Here is a 17991-nt window from a genome sequence, read left to right on the forward strand (position 1 = left end):
TATTGAAGATACGGAATTTTAAGTTATGCTCAAATAGTATCTGCGGATGATAATTGGGAGCACTCCCCTATAATGTAGATCTGAGGATAAGATTTCTGAGCAAAGTCGAGGACTAAAGGACCATTAACTTTGATATTGTTCTAAGTTTTTTTCAATACGCCTCTTGATACGTTCTTTTAAGACACGAGGCCCTAATACTTTCATGCTCTCACCGAAACCGAGTATCTCTCGCTCTAATTCAAAATTGAGCACCACATCTATACGAATGACGACACTACCATCTTCATGCCGATGCTGAATGCGCTGTGATGGATGAAGTGGTTTGGTGAGCACATATGGTGCATTGCGAGCATCGATCTCTAGTATCACTGCGAAGCCTCTGTCCTTTATGGATTTGGTCACACCGATCGCATCGGCGTAGTAGCGTTCGAAATCAATACCTTCGTATTGGACATAACCGGATTTGTCCATTTTTTCGATATCCTCAATACGATCCAGGGCTAAGGTAACCAAGGTATCCCCTTTCTTGGGTTTACAGATCACAAACCATCTGTTGCGGTACTCTTTGAGTAAATACGGATAATAGACGGCTTCTTGAACGGCTTTGGACTTGAATGATTTGTAGGTAATGAACAACGGAATTTTCTCCCGGATAGCCTGATGGATAGGCGTGATATAATCCAAGCCTTTTAACAGTTTGTTGCTTTCCATCTGTATGTAGGAGATTGAGCTGTCTTGTTTGGAAAGATTATTTTCTAAACGGGCAATCATATCACTCATTTCTTCAAAATAGGAGAAACCATTCAAATGTTTTAATATATCAACAGCATCTTTCATTTTGGCCATATCGCTTTCGGATAGTGGCGAATTACTGATCGAATAGTTTGGGTCTTCGTACGTATAATACTTACGCTTTAGAACGATTATTGGAGCATTATAACCGAGTTTATTGCTGCGCATCAATTGGATATCGCCTTGTATAGTACGCTTACTGACGCCACTGTGTATGCCTTCAAATTCGTAAATACCATCCGACACTTTTTCAATCAGGTCTTCTAACGTCCATTTTCGATGTGCCTGTCGCAGACAATTATCAATGATTTTGTATCGGATAAGGGCTAGTTTATTGATGGCCATATTGTTGTGTACTATATAATCTTATAATAAAGATAGGCAACGCAATCTACATTACGCAATACAACTACGCAGTAGAAACAAAAAATGGTCTACCATCACAATAAAAACAAATTATAAACCTTAAAATCAACACATTAAACATATTTATAAAAATATTGCTAACTACGCAAATAGGCAGCGTATAATGACTTGCACCTTTGTAATGTCGGGTATGACAATCGTTCTTTGATGAAAACAAAGCATAAGCTCTTTAAAGATATGTACCGAAAGGTACGAAGATACCTTTTTACTGGAAATGGCATCCTGGTCTCCTGTTTCTGTATAGCAGGATAGTATTGGTTCGATCGAATACAATATACTGATAAAGTGGAAAGAAAAAGGTACAACACGTTGTGGGTCATGGGTTCGAATCCCATTTCTGACTTGTCGGAATAACTCAGAGGGTAGAGTAACAACAATTATGTGGGTTCGAATCCCACTTCTGCCGAAAGACAGAAAAGCATAAATGGTTAATGCACAGAACTTTTAATTCTGATCAAGTTTGGGCTTTCTTTCAAAAAGTCATCTTTAGTAAGCTTTTCGTCTTTTGGTCGGTGGTTTGATCTTGGATATATCATCCCATTCTTTTGCCCTGGCAGATGAGGGGTTGGAGCGTCCAACCTCAAGCGACAATTGCCGCCTTACTTCGTAAATCAAAACAAATAATTTGTCGGCATCACTAGATTTTTTATTGCGTTAGCATTAGGAAAATAGGTGTATGAAACAGGTTGTTCCTTTTGATTTCCGTTTGGAAACAATGATCGAAACACGGAAAGCTTTTTTAACAATGTAATTTAAAAAAATATAGATATGAAAAGAATATTAGTAAACATAAATCAAGTAGGATTGGTCGTAAAAAACAACACCGTAGTGCGCATACTGGCTACGGGTAAATACTGGCTGGGTTTTGGCGAAAAGGCCGAAATTTATGATTTGGCAAGTACTTTTCATACGCCTTATGATATAGATGTGTTATTACAGGTTGAAGGTTTCAAGGACTTGGTCGAGGTCGTTGAGGTAGCCGACAATGAGTTGTGTTTGGTCTTTGTGAACAATCGTTATGAAAAAGTATTGTCCGCTGGTCGTCATCTATTCTGGAAAGGATTGAAAGAATACCGTTTTCAGATCGAAAACACTTCGTCTATCGAAATCGCGGGTACAGTGGACCGACAACTGTTGGAAAAACAAATATTGGCTTACTATGTTAGGCAATATAAGTTGGAACCATCAGAAAAAGGTTTGTTATTCGTCGATGGGGTGTTCGCGAAGGTACTGGATGCCGGGACATATATGTGGTGGAAAAATGCGACCACAATCGCTGTGACAAAGGCGGATATGCGTACAGCGACATTGGAAGTGATCGGTCAAGAAATCTTGACGAAAGACAAAGCGCAAATCCGCATCAATTTTTCGGCACAATACCAGGTGACTGACATCGTCAAAGCTTTGTTGGAAAACAAGGATTACGAAAAGCAACTGTACACCTTGATGCAATTGGTATTACGTACTTACATCGGCCAAATGACCTTGGACGAATTGATGGAAAATAAAGCGGAAATCGCCAAGTATATCATCGGGGTGTCTGCAGAAGATGTAAAGGCATTGGGACTGTTGGTCTTAAATGCCGGTGTTAAAGACATTATACTGCCTGGAGATGTTCGTGATATTATGAACCAAGTGTTGATCGCTGAAAAACGTGCTCAGGCCAACATTATCACCCGTCGCGAAGAGACGGCGTCGACACGTAGCTTGCTAAATACAGCGAAGCTAATGGAAGAGAATGCGATGCTGTTTAAATTGAAGGAAATGGAATATGTAGAGAAGATCGCGGAGAAAATCAATACAATTTCAGTTTCGGGAAATGGACAGATTGTGGATCAATTGAGACAATTGTTTCTAAAATAAAAGGTGTAACTTAAGTGCAAGGAGCAACGGAAAGAGGTTGTTGCTCCTTGCTTGGATTAGGGATTTGTATTTTAAGGCCGTCGTCCTCCTTTTGGGAGAACTCCGAAAAGTTCATTAAAGGTGAATATAGTCATAAAACGCAAGAGTAAAATAAACAGGCTCCTATACCCCTACAGTCGGAGTGAAGGAGAAAAAGCACTTCAAAGTGACGGAATATATTAAGATCTAAAAAATGGAAAATAAAAGGATAAACGGCAATGATTTAATTGCGTTAGGATATAAAGAAAATCATGCAATGGGTGTGGCATTGAAGATTAATAAAAAGCGATTGGATTTCAATCGGGAGCAAATGCTTACACTTTTCAAGAATGTATTGGAAAACCCTGAATTATTTTTGGAAGATGTCAATTTCAAACCTTTGGCAGAAATTCTGTTGCGAATGGATGCTATTACCGAGGAACTAATTCCTTTGAAAGAAGAGACAACTGATTACGCTATCTATGGGGAAGAAAATATCGAAGACGGTGCAAAGTGGCAAATGAATGTCGCTATGAAATTGCCTGTGACGGTAGCGGGAGCGCTGATGCCTGATGCGCATCAAGGTTATGGATTGCCTATTGGGGGTGTTTTAGCAACGAATAATGCGATCATTCCTTATGGTGTGGGGGTAGATATCGGTTGTCGAATGGCCTTGTCGGTGTATGATCTGCCGGCGACTTATTTGAACGAAAACCATGATTTGTTGAAATCGGTTCTAATGGCTAATACCCGCTTTGGCGCAGGTAATGGTTATTTGAGACACGAACGTGTAGACCATGCCATTTTGGAGAATGCTTTGTTTGAAACCAACGAAGTGATTCGTTCGTTGAAAGATAAAGCTTGGACACAATTGGGATCTTCGGGTGGAGGTAATCACTTTGTGGAATTTGGCGTGATGGAATTTGCAGAAACAGATGTGATGCTCGGTGTAGAAAAAGGGCGTTACCTAGCACTATTGACACACTCGGGCTCGAGAGGTCTGGGGGCTACGATAGCAGGTCACTACACCAAATTGGCTAAGGATATCTGTAAATTGCCTTATGAAGCACAAAATCTAGCGTATTTGGATTTTAATACTGCTGAAGGTCATGAATATTGGTTGGCGATGAATTTGGCGGGTGATTATGCTTCAGCTTGCCATGAAGTTATTCATCATAAGATCCAAACTGCATTGGGTGCAGAACTACTGGCCAAAGTAGAAAATCACCATAACTTTGCATGGAAAGAACAGTTTAATGGAGAAGAAGTCATAGTACATCGTAAAGGTGCAACGCCGGCTGGCAAAGGTGTAATGGGGATTATCCCTGGCTCGATGGCCACACCGGGATTCTTGGTACGAGGAAAGGGCGAAGAAGTGGCCATCAATTCGGCTTCGCATGGTGCGGGTCGTCTGATGAGCCGTACACAAGCTATCAAGACGATAAAATCCAAAGATCTGAACGCTATGCTTGCAGACAATGGTATTACCTTGTTGGGGGCTGGAATGGATGAGGCTCCGATGGCTTACAAGGATATTCATACAGTAATGGCTGCTCAAGGTGAATTGGTGGATATTGTAGCGACATTTTCTCCGAAAATTGTCCGCATGGCGGATGATGGTTCAAGAGAGGATTGATACTCGATCTTAAAGCTCTCAAAATGATGCTGCAACCTGGTATCCAAAAGTCCCCGTATATATAGTTTGGGCGTTTAAATCCGAATATACCCGTTTTAAGACGGATATATTCGGATAGTTTTCTTGCTAGCCTTTCAACCAATTTTTTTGACATTGACTACATAAACAACTTAACAAGACGGCAATTGAAATAAAGCAACACCTACCATCGTCTCTATCTGTAGCATTATGTCCAATCTTCTCGTTATCACTTTTGTAAACTGAAGTTATAAAAACAGAAACCAATTAGATTATGAAGAAATTCTTCGCTTATCTCGCCTTACTTGTATTTATTCAGGACAATCTATTACCCATCGCTATAACCCCGAATGCCCAATATTTACGTTTAAAAAAGGAACATGAGGTGTTAATGGAAAAAGCTATTAAACTTGACAACAGTACGATGTATTTTGATTATCTCCCTAACCCAGCAATAGCTATAGAATGTGTAGATGGTAACCCTAACGTATATCGACAAATCCTTTGAAGTAGCATGTGAGAATAATAAAGCTATTATCAAGGGGATGAAGTAAAGAAACAAAAGTAGGCTAATTACAAATATAACAACATCTTAAAATTATAATCTATATGAAAAAAATCACGCACCTATCGACAATATGCTTAATTGCTTTGTTTTTATTTAGCTGCAAGAAGGATAATCTGCAGATCAAAGAAGGATCATATAAAGGAACATTTACTGTAATCTATAGCTCAGGAACACATAGTGGCTCCACAACAGTGGAATTGAAAAATGGAAGATTCTCTTGTGCCGGAAACTCAAATAAGATTCCTGCTGGAGCATCAGGTAGTTATACTATTGATAAAAACGTTATAACTTTCAGCGACGAAAATCCACATACGGCCGAATTTGATTGGGGACTTATACTAAACGGAAGGTACGATTACACATTTGATGGAACTAATTTAAATCTGGAGCGAGTCTCTGATGGAATAGGCAAATATACTTACAGGCTTAAAATACTATAATTTAGGCCTTATCAAAAGATCTGAACACTGTGATACAGACTCAGTCCTCCAACCTCGGAAGCTTGTAAGGGACGAAATAGTATCTCGAGTCGGAAGTCTTTTTTGGTGTCTTAAAATTCCACTTATTTAAAGCAAGGTTTGCCCGATCTAGTATTTAACATATTTTAAAGTTTATCAGGGAAATAAAATAGATAACTTTGGTAAGAGAGTTATGAACAATACGCAAGATCTATTTTTATCAAAAGATATACTTCCTTTATTTGACTATACACTGAACAATGATAGTCAGCTCGCACTTTCCAAACTCTTACGCAAACCATTATCTTCGATAACTGAGATAAGAGATAGACAGGCTATACTAGAGCAACTGATATCCTGTAAATCGTTATGCGATACATACAGCTATCACAAAATAGAGTATTCGGATACATACAGGTTTTTATGTCAATTCCCTATTGATGATTTAAAAAGACAGGAATATATGGCGTACGTGTTCCAGAAAAGGAAGAGGAATACGCTGTTGGGGGAATACACGCAGTTGATTTATTTTCTAGCCAAACTGGAGCGGCTAATAAAGGAAAACTTGATCTTAGAGAAGTTCCCAATGGCATATCAAGATGACCTTCGATTTATCGTAAACTATATCGCTTCTTTCAACCCCAGCCATTATAGGTCCAAAATAAATCAGGATAAATTTGGATTTAAAGCGATACAAAAATTGAATACCAACGTTTGTCAGAAAAGAAAAAATGGTGATACGCTGATTTTTTTTGAAAAGCTAAACCTTCTCGAGGCCTACCTATCAATCGCTAGGGCGGTTAATAGACATGGCTTTAAGTTTGCTGAAATAGGTGACAATAGTGATTTCAATCTGATAGGATTCTACCACCCTTTACTAAAAAATCCGGTAAAAAATAACATCCAAGTAGATCATAACGTCATTCTGATTACCGGGGCTAATATGTCCGGTAAATCAACATTACTTAAGTCCATAGGGCTCTGCGTGTACCTAAGCCACCTAGGATTGCCTATCCCTGCCGCAAATGGAAAAATACCCTATTATGATAAAATATCGATCCAAATCAACCATAGCGACGATCTGAAAAATGGATATAGCCATTTTATGAACGAAATCGTAAAGCTGAAAGATGTGGTACTGGATGCTGATAACGGAAAACGATGCTTTGCTGTGTTTGACGAACTGTTTAAGGGAACAAACTATGAAGACGCATTGGCTATAAGTGTCAAAACGATTAAAGGATTACGAAAGTTTGATAGTTCATCTTTCTTTATATCTACGCATATCACCGAATTGAAACATCGATTGTCAAATTCTGACACACAAACGGCGGCCTTCTATATTGATAGTGAGGTTCGGGATGAAATACCGGTTTTCTCTTATGTGTTAAAAGCTGGCTGGTCGAATCTGCAAATAGGTCAACTACTGTTTAAAAAAGAAGGTCTTGATGACCTGTTGGATTGAGATATTTACTTCTGTAACATTAGTGTGGCATTAGTTTTGCCTATACAGGTAAAAACATAGTGTTATGAAAACTTCTTTTAACATTTACACATTAGGATTTGGCTTGATAGCTTTAGGTTTCTTGTCTGCTTGCAGCTCTGAAAATGGCCCTTCAACCGGCAAAACCCCTCTAACGGTAAAAATCACAGACGCTCCGGCAAATTACGATGCAATACACCTTAACATCGATGAGATTGAGATCAGAACCAGTGGCGGAAACGAAGAGATCGATATTGATGGTCTTCCATTCGATATCCTACAATACCGATTAGGCAAAGATACTTTATTAGCAAACCACGATGTACCTTCCGGCTTTATTCAAGAAATTAGACTAAAATTAGAAGATAGCGGCAACACCATCGTAGTCGATGGAAAAATATACCCCCTAACTACTCCAAGCGGACAATCATCAGGAGTAAAAATAAAAGTTCAGGATGAACTTATTCCAAATGTCGCTTATACACTATTACTTGACTTTGACGCATCAAAATCTATTGTCGAAACAGGTAATGGAAAATATCTCCTAAAACCTGTGATTAGAGCTATCCCAGTCGCTGTATCAGGTACAGCCAAAGGAATAATATTACCTATAGCTGCTTATCCCAAAATCTATGCGATAACGGGAACAGACACAATAGGAACTATTCCAAATGAAACTGGAAACTTTTTCTTCCCTGGTATTCCACAGGGAAGCTATAAAATATTGATAGAACCCACTGTACCTACCTATAATCCGTATACCATAGAAAATGTGGTAATAGATAAAGGAATGACTAAAGATCTTGGAACAATAACCTTGTTAGCGAAATAAGAGATTAGATAAGAAAAAGGACCGCTTGATAAATACCAAGCGGTCCTTTTTCTTACCATATTAGGTATAATAATTAGGGGTCTCTCTATACAAGTCATATTTCTTAAGTTACTTCATGTTCGATCAACTTCTTTTCGGCCAACCTTATATCTGAATCTTCGTTAATAAGTGAATGGGAGTTAAAGACTTTATATTTTGATGAGGTTAAGTCAAATCTCTCTTTTTTTTTGTAGAATTGTAATGGGATCGATTTCGATGCTGAAAAAACTTAAACCAAATTATAAATTTTGTAAACCTTCAACTTATGCATGTCAACAACACAGCTGAAGAAAAAGAGATTGTAACCCAGCAGAAGTCAAAATTGGGAGTACGTCTGTTTTTCATTTATTTATTCTGCTACGCGGGTTTTGTTATTTTAGGAGTATTCAAGTATGAATTATTAGCAACGACGGTATTTGCAGGTCTAAACTTAGCAATAGCGTACGGTATAGGGTTGATCATTTTTGCGGTTGTCCTAGGCGTAATTTACAACTATTACTGCACCAAATATGAAAATGACGCTGAAGAACAAGAAAATCCAACGGAGGGGGACAACACATGATCTATGATATTTCATTTACCGCTTTAGCATTTTTTTTTATTTTCGTCGGATTGGTGCTGGGGCTTTCTTTTTATTTCGGTCGAAAAAAAAGTTCTTCTTCCTCTTATTACGCTGCTGGGGGGCAGATACACTGGGCAGTTAATGGCATTGCATTCGCTGGAGATTATCTATCTGCAGCTTCATTTCTAGGAATATGCGGGATGATTGCTGTCGCAGGTTTCGATGGCTTTTTGTACGCAATTGGTTTTCTAGCAGGATGGATTGTAGCTTTGTTTCTCATAGCCGAACCTTTCAAACGATTAGGAAAATACACCTTTACAGATGCCTTAAATGCAAAATTCAATTCGAGAGCGATTACATTAACGGCATCGATAAGCACTTTAATCATTTCCATTTTCTACCTTATACCGCAAATGGTCGGCGCTGGAGACCTTGTCATGCCGCTATTAGGTCTACCACATTGGGCTGGGGTTATATTGGTAGGTGCTATCGTTATAGCAATAGTTGCGAGTGCAGGTATGGCTTCGACAACCTATGTGCAATTTCTTAAGGGAGGATTGCTTATCATTCTATCTTTGGTCCTCACTTTCTATATCTTAAAAAACGGTCTATCTAGTCCTCCAGATTCTGACTCGAATAAATATCATTCCTTTATGGAGCTAGTACCTCAGGTAAAAGATGATAACGTAATCTCTGTGCAAAACTGGAATGTGGTCGCACAACAGCAAGTTGGCGATAAAACATTTGTCAAGTTATCGCAACACGGGGTAGAAAGATGGTTTGACTGGACAAAAAAAGACGACAATAACTTATTAAAAGAGACCCTAAGCATTACTCAAAAAAGTAACGGGGCATTGCTCTATAACGGAGAGACCAAAGAGAAGAGAAAATTTTATCAGGTAGGTCATCTAAGCAAAATTATTGTCAACGGCGAGGAGCTATCCAAAACCGGGCCTCTTGGCCCCTTTCAATTCTTATCTACGATCCGAGAAAGTGAGGTGGTTCGATTCCTCCAAGTAAAATTGATTGATGGGAATGATCACGTCTCAATCTACTACCCAGAAGTAACCTCGGGATCCAAGTTTATGTTACCCGGACTAAAATATAAAATCGGCAGTGATGCTAACCTTTGGAGTAAGATGGATTTTGTTTCACTCATGCTGGCTCTATTCTTAGGCACAGCTGCCCTACCTCATATCTTAATTCGATACTATACGGTGAAGACTCCAAAAGATGCGAGAAAATCTACGATATTGGCAATTGCTGCTATCGGAGGCTTCTATATCTTAACCCTATTTATTGGACTGGGAGCCGGGGTAAACGGCGTAATGGATGTTGAATCCAGCAACATGGCTGCTCCGCTATTGGCAAGAGCTTTTGGAGCTGCACTATTCTCCATTATATCAGCGGTGGCATTTGCAACCGTGCTGGGTACCGTAGCTGGACTTATAGTCGCCTCTTCTGGAGCGATTGCTCATGATTTTATTGATGTATATCTTAAGAAAAACTTGGACGATGATAAAAAAGTCAAGGTCGGTAAGATCGCAGCCGTAGTGGTAGGTATTTTGGCCATACTATTGGGGATGGCTTTTCAAGGTATTAACGTTTCATTTTTAGTGGGCTGGGCTTTCGCGATTGCCGCCTCTGCCAATCTCCCTGCTATCTTGTTTTTGCTATTCTGGAAAAAAACATCCTCGACAGGGATATCTGCCTCAATAGTTGTCGGGATTGTTGCTTCTCTTGCTATCATCTTAACCTCACCAACCATGTGGGACAAATATGGATTGGGTGCTACCAATGCCATACATCAATTGGAAAACCCGGCGTTAGTATCATTTCCACTGGCGGTATTAACGGTCTATATCTTTAGTAAAGCGTTTCCTAAAAAAAAGGACAGCCTATTGCCTCAGTAATTATTATATTTCTACTGTTATTGACATAGCCATTTTCGATGGCTATGTCAATAACAGAACTTAGATCATCTTTGAGTAACAGTGCTTGACTATTTACCCAAAACAAATCCGAATCCAACTCCAAGAAATATACCCCGACCTACTTTACTACTTCTGAAATCAGCTCTTGATATCTCAGTTCCATCCGTTGTTTCGATTAGTTGAGCAGTTGCTGCCTGTAGAGGTTGATGAAAACTCCCATTAACAGCAAAATATGTCTTCCTACTAACATAATAATTCATGGATAATCCAAGATGTGCTGTAAACAGTGAAGATTTTCTATCATAGGTCAGTTCATATTTTTGGCCTTCTTGATTAGTCTTTGATCTACTGGTACTTTTATCTCCAAGATAGCTATCATGGCCAATCCCCAAACTAGGGTGTATGCTCCAATTGGCGGACTCTATCCTATATAAAACTCCCAAATTTACCGATGGTTTGACATACGAAATCGGGCCAAATAAAGCGTTACCGAAATCATCAAAGAAAGTTTCTAAACCAGTCGGCTTATAGCCGGTTGGTTTGATTTCTTTATAATAATTAAGATTTATTCCGGCATACCAACCTACTTTGTTAGAGAATAAGTGAGTAGCACGGATCCCTAAAAAGGGAGATACCGCAGGTCGCCCTCCGAAAATGTCTTGATTCTCCAAACCAGAACCCGGAGAGGTATCAAAATTGGGTCCGATAGTAAAATCCAATTTAAACTGGGGCTTAAATATTGGCCCAGAATCGACACTTTGTGCATAGGCGTGTGAAATCATTAAAGTCGAAACAAAGAATAGATGTTTTGAAAAGTGCATTAGCTTCATATAATAGGGTATAATTTAAATAACACGACGTAGCGTATGATCGTTATTAGATAAAACGAATCATCAATTAAATAGCTACAGTCTAGTGATAAATAATTGGGGAACACGCCTAATACAATATTCGGGCTAAAAAAAGTCTTAAATCAATTTACCTCCACCAATGGTAATAATTGTGCGCCCCATCGTATTCAAATCCGCACCGTGGGTAGAGTATATTTCCGATGTCATTTGTTTTCTCTGTTTCTAACATCAGACCACAGGCTCCCGTCTCTTCACTCCACTGCTTACTGCGATTGATCAATGCGACGGAGAGCCCCAGCCCTCTATAATCAGCATGTACAAATAAATCACTTAATAACCATTGCTTTTGTAATTTGGTGTAATGAAAGAGTTTGTACAACTGTACGAATCCAACGGCTTTGCCATCTACCAGCACTAGAAAAATCTCTGACTCTCCGTTTAAAAATCGTTCTTTCAAAAATGCCTTGCCCCTCTCTACATCTGATTCCTGACGATAGAAAATACGGTAAAGGTTAAATAACTCGGCTGTTTCATTTAAATCTTCTAAGCTCGCTTTCTTGATGATATAACTCATATATTTTGATAGTTTGGTATAATGGCGCAAATGTATTCTATACTAAAAATATTTCTGTAGTCCAGATTTCAAATATAATCTGGTCCAGCATTATGCCTACCCTACACAAAAGAATAAAAGTCACAATGACTGAAACAATGAAAGCCTCGAGGTAAAATAATCTAAAACAATATGTAAATTTTCGGATATTAGCATATGCCTTTATTACTTGCTATAGGCAATAGTCATGGTATTTATAGAGCTCACTCTATATTAAGAGTCAAGAAGCTGAACAACAACAAAATAACACGAAAGAAGAATTATGATTTTTAAACACCTTTTTAAAGCTACTCTAAACTGGCTCGACAAGAGTGAAGAAATAAAACAACCATCCACTTTTACATACCGAAAGAGCCATCGGATCTCTATTGAGGGAAAAGCAGATATACAGGTATCAGCAGCCAAGGCATTTAAAGGAGATCCTAGTCTATATAATCCGGAAGACTTATTGTTGAGCAGTCTACTATCCTGCCACATGATGTCATACCTATACGTGTGTTCGCAAAATAATATTGAAGTCATTTCCTACCAAGATACCGCCGAGGCTATATTGGAAACGACGCTGGATGGCAGCGGTCGATTCGTAGAAGCAATTTTGAATCCACGGGTAGTAATTTCAGATCCGACGAAAATAGAGCTGGCACTATCGCTTCACAGCAAAGCGAATCAACTTTGCTTTATAGCAAACTCCTGCAACTTCCCCATTACTCACCGCCCTACCTGTCTATCCGCATAGATCGATGGATTAGCTATCCATAGCTTGTATCTGATCGTCATTGAAACCGTCGAGCTTATCCAATCTCTCGTCGGACCACTGTAATAGATCTGTTAAAAGAAATACCTGTGGTTCTTCGGTGTTCAGGTGATCAATATTATCCCACAGTTGCCCCTCTACTCCCTGTGGCATTCCATCCTTTAATATTTGATATCCTTCATCGATCCAATTCTGTATTTGTTCTCGCTTCATACACTTTTTTTCTAAAACAAATAACAATCGACGTAGTTTTCTTATTCTACAAAATTAATCTTACCACCGGCCAATCGTCTTTGCTTTCGTTCAGGTGGATTTCCATAAATATCGATAACTCCTCCTGCTCGCGTTTGGGCGTCAACGCTTTTACCAACATTAACCTGACATTTACCTCCGGCATTGGTCCGTACATAGGCATTATCAGAAAGCAGATCTTTTGCCTCATAATGTCCTCCAAATGTACAATTTACCGTTTGATCACGTGCCTGTCCTTCTAAATGAATAACTGCCCCTGCGGTAGTCCACACTTCAATCTCATCCGTATGTACACGCAGGTCTATACGTGCACCTTCATTTGCAGACACATAAATTGAATCCGACTCCACTTCATAATCATCTGTACGTACCTGTGCCCCCTTTCGTGCGATTATACTGGAAAGATTCGTCGTATAAAGACTGACATCCACTTTTTGTCCCTGCATGATATAATTAATATTCATTTTCAAGCGCAATACATCACCAGTCTGCGTTAGTTCCATCTGATTGGCCAGCTCTCCTTCAATCACAATCTTATCTTCGGGGCCTGCTAGAAGCCTAACCCTTATCTTATCCGTAACATCGAGCTCTCTAAAAGGAGACAGGGTTCTGGATAACTGGGCATTCACCTGTAAAACACTGACCGTAATTAAAAAAAATGCTAAAAATATCTGCTTCATAAAACTTTGTTTCTATCTTCCTAACTGTACTAATTCTTGATCTGTATACATCTTTGCTCCCTTCAAATAGTTGTATAGAACATCTTTGGTTTTCTCATCATTAAGCTTATAAAGATTGCTCACTAAGAAATCCTTGTCCTGTTCTATATTGTCCCGATATCCCAAATAGGTCGGGATATAATATTGGATACATAATCGGATAAACCGAAGCTCTATATTATTGGGGTCTATCTTTATTTGTTTCTCAAGCATCTTTTTGCCTCCATTAAAATAACTCATCTTCTTTATTGGGTTGCCCGTATGCTTGGCCATAAACATATGAAAAGCTGCTTCATATCCTTTTTCGACCGAAGTTTTAGCGTGCTTTTCCAGCACGTCCAAATGCTTTTCACACAAATCCTGATCTTTGACTCCCTTATTAAAATCTTTACGGACATCATTGAGGTTTAGATGCTGTCCCTTGACTACGGCGACCAAGCCGACAATGACAATACAAAGCAAAATCCCTTTCATATGTGTATAATTATTTCATGAGCTCGCGAGCTCGGTTTAATTTTCAGTTGTCATATGGAATATCCAAACTATATCCATCAATCTTTGTGCAGTCTGTACTACATGGATATTTCATAAATCAATACTTACAATGGTTACTGGTCATTAAATTACAAAAAACAAGCCAAGTATAAGAATGAAATCTATTATTTAACTAAATGATCATACAGACAATTCGCTATTTCTTTTAAGATTTTAGGTTCATCGTCCTGAGACTTAGGTCGACATCCATTTGTAATGACAACTATTCCAAAACGTTCTTGGGGCTCAAAAAACATAGCACTATATAACCCGTAAGCAGACCCGGTATGACCGACCATCACGCTATTGGTTACAAAGTTCCTATTGACATGCAGTGCCAAACCGTAGGCTGCTTCTTTGTTTACAGGAGTCTGCATGATTTTCGCAGACTGTTTTTCAAGAATCTTTATCGTGTCGAGTTGTCCATAATTCATGTGCATGATCATATATTTCGCGAGGTCTTTAGCAGAAATCTTCATGCCTCCTGTCGGGGAGAATACAGGAGTCTTATGTCCAAGTTCATATTTTTTGATTTCTTCACTTCTAGCGGCATAGGCTGCCGGTTGAGGTTCAAAACGAGCAGTGGTACTGTCATATTCGTAGATTTTAGCGAAGGACTCCTGATTTAGAGAGTCAATACAATAGCCCGCCTTTAGCCCTAAGGGGGTGAGGATTTTCGCTTTTATATAACTATCAAAACGCACTCCCACGGCACGCTCTAAGGCTGCTCCTGCCATATTAAAATTTAGATTACAATAGGCGTAACCGGTGCCCGGCTCGTAGGTATTATAACCCTTTGCCCATTCAGGATTTTTATTTGGATTGATGGCATCCAGGTTAAAATAACCATTTTTATCATTGATACTAGAGGTATGCGACAAGACCATTCTTAAAGTAATAACTTTGTCTGGAAATTGAGGATTACGCACCGGAAAACCAACTAATTTGCCAAAGTCATCATCCAGAGACAACCTCTTGTCTTCAACCAGTTTCATTAGTGCCGTAGCTGTAAATGACTTTGATATAGAAGCTATTCTGAATAGATCATCTGTCGCGCTTAATTTTACTTTTTGCTCTAAATCTTTATATCCTACGGCATCACTATGCACAATCTGTCCGTCTTTTACGACCACATAGGCTACACCTACTGCCTGATACTCCCGAGCAATGCTATCCACCTTATTTTTAATACTTTGTGAGAACACAGAAGCATGTATTGTGATAAAAAGTGTTATAAGTAGCTGTTTCATATGTAAATAATTTAAACCAACCTTAATCCTATCCTTAATAGATAGCCAACGACTATAGCAATGAGAAAGCTGGCTAATGTACCTACCAGGATATACTCTGTAAACTTCGTATTCTTCGCATTAGTCAGATCTCCAAACCGAAAAATTGATTTTGCGGCCAATAAAAAGCCTATCCCGGAAAGGAAGCCTACCTGAATGAATAAAACAATAATTAAACGCTCCATAATACCAATCAGCATGCCGGCGTCCATTAGTGTCTCCTTCTCTTTGGTGTGAAATTCATTCTCTTGATTCCATTTACTAAAAAAAACACGTAGAAAGATGGGAGTTACTACCGATACGACGAGAAAGGCAATCAGATATAAAATCGCCCCATCGGAAGATATTTTTTGGAATAACCCTGAAGGAATTCCTAAATGATAGAATGTAATTCCGATTAATACAGCTATATGTAAGAATTGGTCTAGAACAAAAAGAAACACAGGTTTATAAGGCCATAGCTTCTCCCACCATATCTTTAAACTGTCAATGGCCAAGTGTGCACAGCCAATAGAAAGTATAAGTACCCAATACGTAGACCAAGAGGAAAACAATACAACCGAGAGCATCAATAGATGCACCAATACATGGAGTAAAAGATATAATATATTGTCTTTTCGTTTACTAACCCAACTTTTTGGCTGTAATAGAAAGTCACCTAATAGGTGTGCTAAAAGTAGTTTTAAAAATAATGTCAGCATCTTTTTAACAATTCTTGTGTACAGTAGGATATTGCTTTATTTATTTTGTTCCAGCTTGCTTTTGTCAACTCAGTACTTACCTGACTTTGATGTTTACGTTGTAACATCTTTGCTAACTCCTGTTGATTAGCCTCAGGGTGTCGTAATGATTGCGCAACAGTCTCCGCCATATTCACCGTCCACTTGTTCGCTATCTCCACACATAGTCCTAATAAAATATTACTTGACTCATCCCAATCTTCCCAGAGTGATTTTACAGCAATTAAATCCTTATTAAGACTTTCAAAGGCTTCACCCGATCGAACAAAAGCCTCTCCGGATGAATTCTTTATATGATTATCCAAGTAATCCACATCTCCAATTCCCAACCCCATACGGACATCAAGATGCCCAAGAGATCGAATCCTGGATTTGATATAGAACATCGCTTCAATAGCTTGAGCAAGCTCAACCATAAGCTGAAAGCTGTCCCCTCTAAAGATATCGAACTTATCCGAGCAATCTGTTAAAGCAGATTCTAAAACGGGCATCCACTCTTTTATATCTTTGGAACGTGAATCTACAATATCTCCTGTAATAATGGCATATAACTGCATTTTTCTTCTTCTAAATTATCACTGATTTAAATGATAATCAAATTTATCACTAATTTTGATGATAATCAAGTTTATCACTTATTCTAGTTCTAGCTTAAAAAAATTACTAGATTGTTATAAAACAAAATATAAATAAACGAGTTTTGGATATATGAGCAAATTTCAAAAGCAACTCAAGGCAGATTCTAAATTCAAATTAAATGACTTTCCTACATATCTGGACAATATCAATCCAGAGGAGGCAAAAAGGGAGATGAAACTCGTACGCCGGGAAATTGCCAAAATACAGGAAGTATTATATGCCCACAACAAGTATTCTGTACTGATCTGCCTACAGGGTATGGACACCGCCGGTAAAGACTCCTTGATACGTGAGGTGTTTAAGGATTTTAATGTACGCGGTGTAGTAGTAGAGAGCTTCAAAACGCCATGCTATGAAGAGCTACAACATGACTACCTGTGGCGTCACTATATTGCTTTACCTGAAAGAGGAAAATTTTCTGTATTTAACAGAACTCATTATGAGAATGTACTGGTCACCCGGGTACATCCAGAGTATATATTACAAGAAAATATTCCTGGAATAAAAGAAGTAAAAGACATTCCTAAAGATTTTTGGGCCAAAAGATTTAAACAGATTATTGATTTTGAAAGCCATATCCATGAGAATGGTACCATCATTTTAAAGTTCTACCTTCATCTAAGTAAATACGAACAAAAAAATAGATTGTTGCGACGTCTAGACAAAGGAGACCACAACTGGAAATTTTCTCCAGGAGACCTTAAAGAACGTAAACGATGGGAGGAGTATATGTCCTACTATGAAGAAGCTATCCGAAAAACTTCCAAACCTCATGCACCATGGTACGTCATACCCGCCGACAACAAGGATATATCGCGATACCTTGTGGCGCAGACTATACTCGAAGAACTCAAAAAATACAAGGATATAAAATATCCCGATCTGCCTCCAGATATTGAAAAACATATCACATTATATCGTAAGGAGCTCGAAAAAGAAAAGTAGCGCATTTATGGAGATATGTCCATCTG

General features: G+C 38.6%; 19 protein-coding genes and 1 tRNA gene. 11 read left to right on the top strand and 9 right to left on the bottom strand.

Annotated features, from left to right (window positions below; translation table 11 throughout):
• Positions 1–123: 123 nt before the first annotated feature.
• The gene (locus tag B5X76_RS12660; RefSeq protein WP_079643479.1) at positions 124–1137 is read right to left on the bottom strand and encodes a helix-turn-helix transcriptional regulator; all 1014 of its coding nucleotides are present in this window, start codon (positions 1135–1137) and stop codon (positions 124–126) included.
• A 425-nt stretch (positions 1138–1562) separates the two neighbouring features.
• On the opposite strand from B5X76_RS12660, the gene B5X76_RS22000 reads away from it, so the two are divergent.
• The 9 genes from B5X76_RS22000 (at position 1563) to B5X76_RS12700 (ending at position 10608) form a co-directional block, all read left to right on the top strand.
• A tRNA-OTHER gene (locus B5X76_RS22000) sits at positions 1563–1624 on the top strand.
• A gap of 362 nt (positions 1625–1986) precedes the next feature.
• A complete protein-coding gene (locus B5X76_RS12665) occupies positions 1987–3081 on the top strand; it encodes a slipin family protein (protein ID WP_079643480.1) in 1095 nt (364 codons plus the stop codon).
• Positions 3082–3313: 232 nt separating this feature from the next.
• Positions 3314–4735, top strand: coding sequence for an RtcB family protein (locus B5X76_RS12670; RefSeq protein ID WP_079643481.1), 1422 nt, complete (start codon positions 3314–3316; stop codon positions 4733–4735).
• Between the two features lie 292 nt (positions 4736–5027).
• Entirely contained in the window at positions 5028–5261 is a 234-nt protein-coding gene (locus tag B5X76_RS12675) for a hypothetical protein (RefSeq protein WP_079643482.1), read from the top strand.
• A gap of 101 nt (positions 5262–5362) precedes the next feature.
• Complete coding sequence (locus B5X76_RS12680; RefSeq protein ID WP_079643483.1) at positions 5363–5761, top strand: hypothetical protein; 399 nt, start codon at positions 5363–5365, stop codon at positions 5759–5761.
• Between the two features lie 211 nt (positions 5762–5972).
• The gene (locus B5X76_RS12685; RefSeq protein WP_079643484.1) at positions 5973–7244 is read left to right on the top strand and encodes a MutS-related protein; all 1272 of its coding nucleotides are present in this window, start codon (positions 5973–5975) and stop codon (positions 7242–7244) included.
• Between the two features lie 64 nt (positions 7245–7308).
• Positions 7309–8094, top strand: coding sequence for a DUF4382 domain-containing protein (locus tag B5X76_RS12690; protein WP_079643485.1), 786 nt, complete (start codon positions 7309–7311; stop codon positions 8092–8094).
• Positions 8095–8398: 304 nt separating this feature from the next.
• Positions 8399–8695, top strand: coding sequence for a DUF485 domain-containing protein (locus B5X76_RS12695; protein WP_079643486.1), 297 nt, complete (start codon positions 8399–8401; stop codon positions 8693–8695).
• A complete protein-coding gene (locus B5X76_RS12700) occupies positions 8692–10608 on the top strand; it encodes a solute symporter family protein (protein WP_079643487.1) in 1917 nt (638 codons plus the stop codon). The genes B5X76_RS12695 and B5X76_RS12700 overlap by 4 nt, the downstream gene beginning before the upstream one ends.
• 89 nt (positions 10609–10697) lie before the next feature.
• Here B5X76_RS12700 and B5X76_RS12705 read toward each other — a convergent pair whose 3' ends face one another.
• Together B5X76_RS12705 and B5X76_RS12710 are read right to left on the bottom strand one after the other, a co-directional pair.
• Positions 10698–11459: a hypothetical protein gene (locus B5X76_RS12705; protein WP_139375298.1), complete on the bottom strand. Its 762-nt coding sequence runs from the start codon at positions 11457–11459 to the stop codon at positions 10698–10700.
• A 148-nt stretch (positions 11460–11607) separates the two neighbouring features.
• Positions 11608–12054 (bottom strand): GNAT family N-acetyltransferase, encoded by a 447-nt coding sequence (locus B5X76_RS12710; RefSeq protein ID WP_079643489.1) that lies wholly within the window; start codon positions 12052–12054, stop codon positions 11608–11610.
• A gap of 301 nt (positions 12055–12355) precedes the next feature.
• Between B5X76_RS12710 and B5X76_RS12715 the strand changes: the two genes are divergently transcribed.
• Positions 12356–12829: an OsmC family protein gene (locus B5X76_RS12715; RefSeq protein WP_176141062.1), complete on the top strand. Its 474-nt coding sequence runs from the start codon at positions 12356–12358 to the stop codon at positions 12827–12829.
• A gap of 9 nt (positions 12830–12838) precedes the next feature.
• Here B5X76_RS12715 and B5X76_RS12720 read toward each other — a convergent pair whose 3' ends face one another.
• The 6 genes from B5X76_RS12720 to B5X76_RS12745 all read right to left on the bottom strand — a co-directional run bounded on the left by B5X76_RS12720 (position 12839) and on the right by B5X76_RS12745 (position 16938).
• Positions 12839–13060 carry a hypothetical protein gene (locus B5X76_RS12720; protein WP_079643490.1) on the bottom strand — a complete coding sequence of 74 codons (222 nt, stop codon included), beginning with the start codon at positions 13058–13060 and terminating at the stop codon, positions 12839–12841.
• 41 nt (positions 13061–13101) lie between these two features.
• Positions 13102–13779 (bottom strand): head GIN domain-containing protein, encoded by a 678-nt coding sequence (locus B5X76_RS12725; protein WP_079643491.1) that lies wholly within the window; start codon positions 13777–13779, stop codon positions 13102–13104.
• A gap of 12 nt (positions 13780–13791) precedes the next feature.
• A complete protein-coding gene (locus B5X76_RS12730; RefSeq protein WP_079643492.1) occupies positions 13792–14292 on the bottom strand; it encodes a hypothetical protein in 501 nt (166 codons plus the stop codon).
• Between the two features lie 185 nt (positions 14293–14477).
• A complete protein-coding gene (locus B5X76_RS12735) occupies positions 14478–15602 on the bottom strand; it encodes a serine hydrolase domain-containing protein (RefSeq protein ID WP_079643493.1) in 1125 nt (374 codons plus the stop codon).
• A gap of 11 nt (positions 15603–15613) precedes the next feature.
• Positions 15614–16342: a DUF3307 domain-containing protein gene (locus B5X76_RS12740; protein WP_079643494.1), complete on the bottom strand. Its 729-nt coding sequence runs from the start codon at positions 16340–16342 to the stop codon at positions 15614–15616.
• The gene (locus B5X76_RS12745) at positions 16336–16938 is read right to left on the bottom strand and encodes a hypothetical protein (RefSeq protein WP_079643495.1); all 603 of its coding nucleotides are present in this window, start codon (positions 16936–16938) and stop codon (positions 16336–16338) included. Before B5X76_RS12745 ends, B5X76_RS12740 begins: the two co-directional genes overlap by 7 nt.
• A 151-nt stretch (positions 16939–17089) precedes the next feature.
• Between B5X76_RS12745 and B5X76_RS12750 the strand changes: the two genes are divergently transcribed.
• Positions 17090–17965, top strand: a complete 876-nt coding sequence (locus B5X76_RS12750; RefSeq protein WP_079643496.1) for a PPK2 family polyphosphate kinase — start codon at positions 17090–17092, stop codon at positions 17963–17965.
• The last annotated feature ends 26 nt before the right edge of the window (positions 17966–17991 follow it).

The organism is Sphingobacterium nematocida, assembly GCF_900168125.1.
In the GTDB taxonomy this organism is placed as follows: domain Bacteria; phylum Bacteroidota; class Bacteroidia; order Sphingobacteriales; family Sphingobacteriaceae; genus Sphingobacterium; species Sphingobacterium nematocida.

Bases quoted from the DNA above. Each gene is read 5' to 3' on its own strand.
- B5X76_RS12660 (WP_079643479.1), bottom strand. From the start codon at position 1,137: ATGGCCATCAATAAACTAGCCCTTATCCGATACAAAATCATTGATAAT.
- B5X76_RS12665 (WP_079643480.1), top strand. From the start codon at position 1,987: ATGAAAAGAATATTAGTAAACATAAATCAAGTAGGATTGGTCGTAAAA.
- B5X76_RS12670 (WP_079643481.1), top strand. From the start codon at position 3,314: ATGGAAAATAAAAGGATAAACGGCAATGATTTAATTGCGTTAGGATAT.
- B5X76_RS12675 (WP_079643482.1), top strand. From the start codon at position 5,028: ATGAAGAAATTCTTCGCTTATCTCGCCTTACTTGTATTTATTCAGGAC.
- B5X76_RS12680 (WP_079643483.1), top strand. From the start codon at position 5,363: ATGAAAAAAATCACGCACCTATCGACAATATGCTTAATTGCTTTGTTT.
- B5X76_RS12685 (WP_079643484.1), top strand. From the start codon at position 5,973: ATGAACAATACGCAAGATCTATTTTTATCAAAAGATATACTTCCTTTA.
- B5X76_RS12690 (WP_079643485.1), top strand. From the start codon at position 7,309: ATGAAAACTTCTTTTAACATTTACACATTAGGATTTGGCTTGATAGCT.
- B5X76_RS12695 (WP_079643486.1), top strand. From the start codon at position 8,399: ATGCATGTCAACAACACAGCTGAAGAAAAAGAGATTGTAACCCAGCAG.
- B5X76_RS12700 (WP_079643487.1), top strand. From the start codon at position 8,692: ATGATCTATGATATTTCATTTACCGCTTTAGCATTTTTTTTTATTTTC.
- B5X76_RS12705 (WP_139375298.1), bottom strand. From the start codon at position 11,459: ATGAAGCTAATGCACTTTTCAAAACATCTATTCTTTGTTTCGACTTTA.
- B5X76_RS12710 (WP_079643489.1), bottom strand. From the start codon at position 12,054: ATGAGTTATATCATCAAGAAAGCGAGCTTAGAAGATTTAAATGAAACA.
- B5X76_RS12715 (WP_176141062.1), top strand. From the start codon at position 12,356: ATGATTTTTAAACACCTTTTTAAAGCTACTCTAAACTGGCTCGACAAG.
- B5X76_RS12720 (WP_079643490.1), bottom strand. From the start codon at position 13,060: ATGAAGCGAGAACAAATACAGAATTGGATCGATGAAGGATATCAAATA.
- B5X76_RS12725 (WP_079643491.1), bottom strand. From the start codon at position 13,779: ATGAAGCAGATATTTTTAGCATTTTTTTTAATTACGGTCAGTGTTTTA.
- B5X76_RS12730 (WP_079643492.1), bottom strand. From the start codon at position 14,292: ATGAAAGGGATTTTGCTTTGTATTGTCATTGTCGGCTTGGTCGCCGTA.
- B5X76_RS12735 (WP_079643493.1), bottom strand. From the start codon at position 15,602: ATGAAACAGCTACTTATAACACTTTTTATCACAATACATGCTTCTGTG.
- B5X76_RS12740 (WP_079643494.1), bottom strand. From the start codon at position 16,342: ATGCTGACATTATTTTTAAAACTACTTTTAGCACACCTATTAGGTGAC.
- B5X76_RS12745 (WP_079643495.1), bottom strand. From the start codon at position 16,938: ATGCAGTTATATGCCATTATTACAGGAGATATTGTAGATTCACGTTCC.
- B5X76_RS12750 (WP_079643496.1), top strand. From the start codon at position 17,090: ATGAGCAAATTTCAAAAGCAACTCAAGGCAGATTCTAAATTCAAATTA.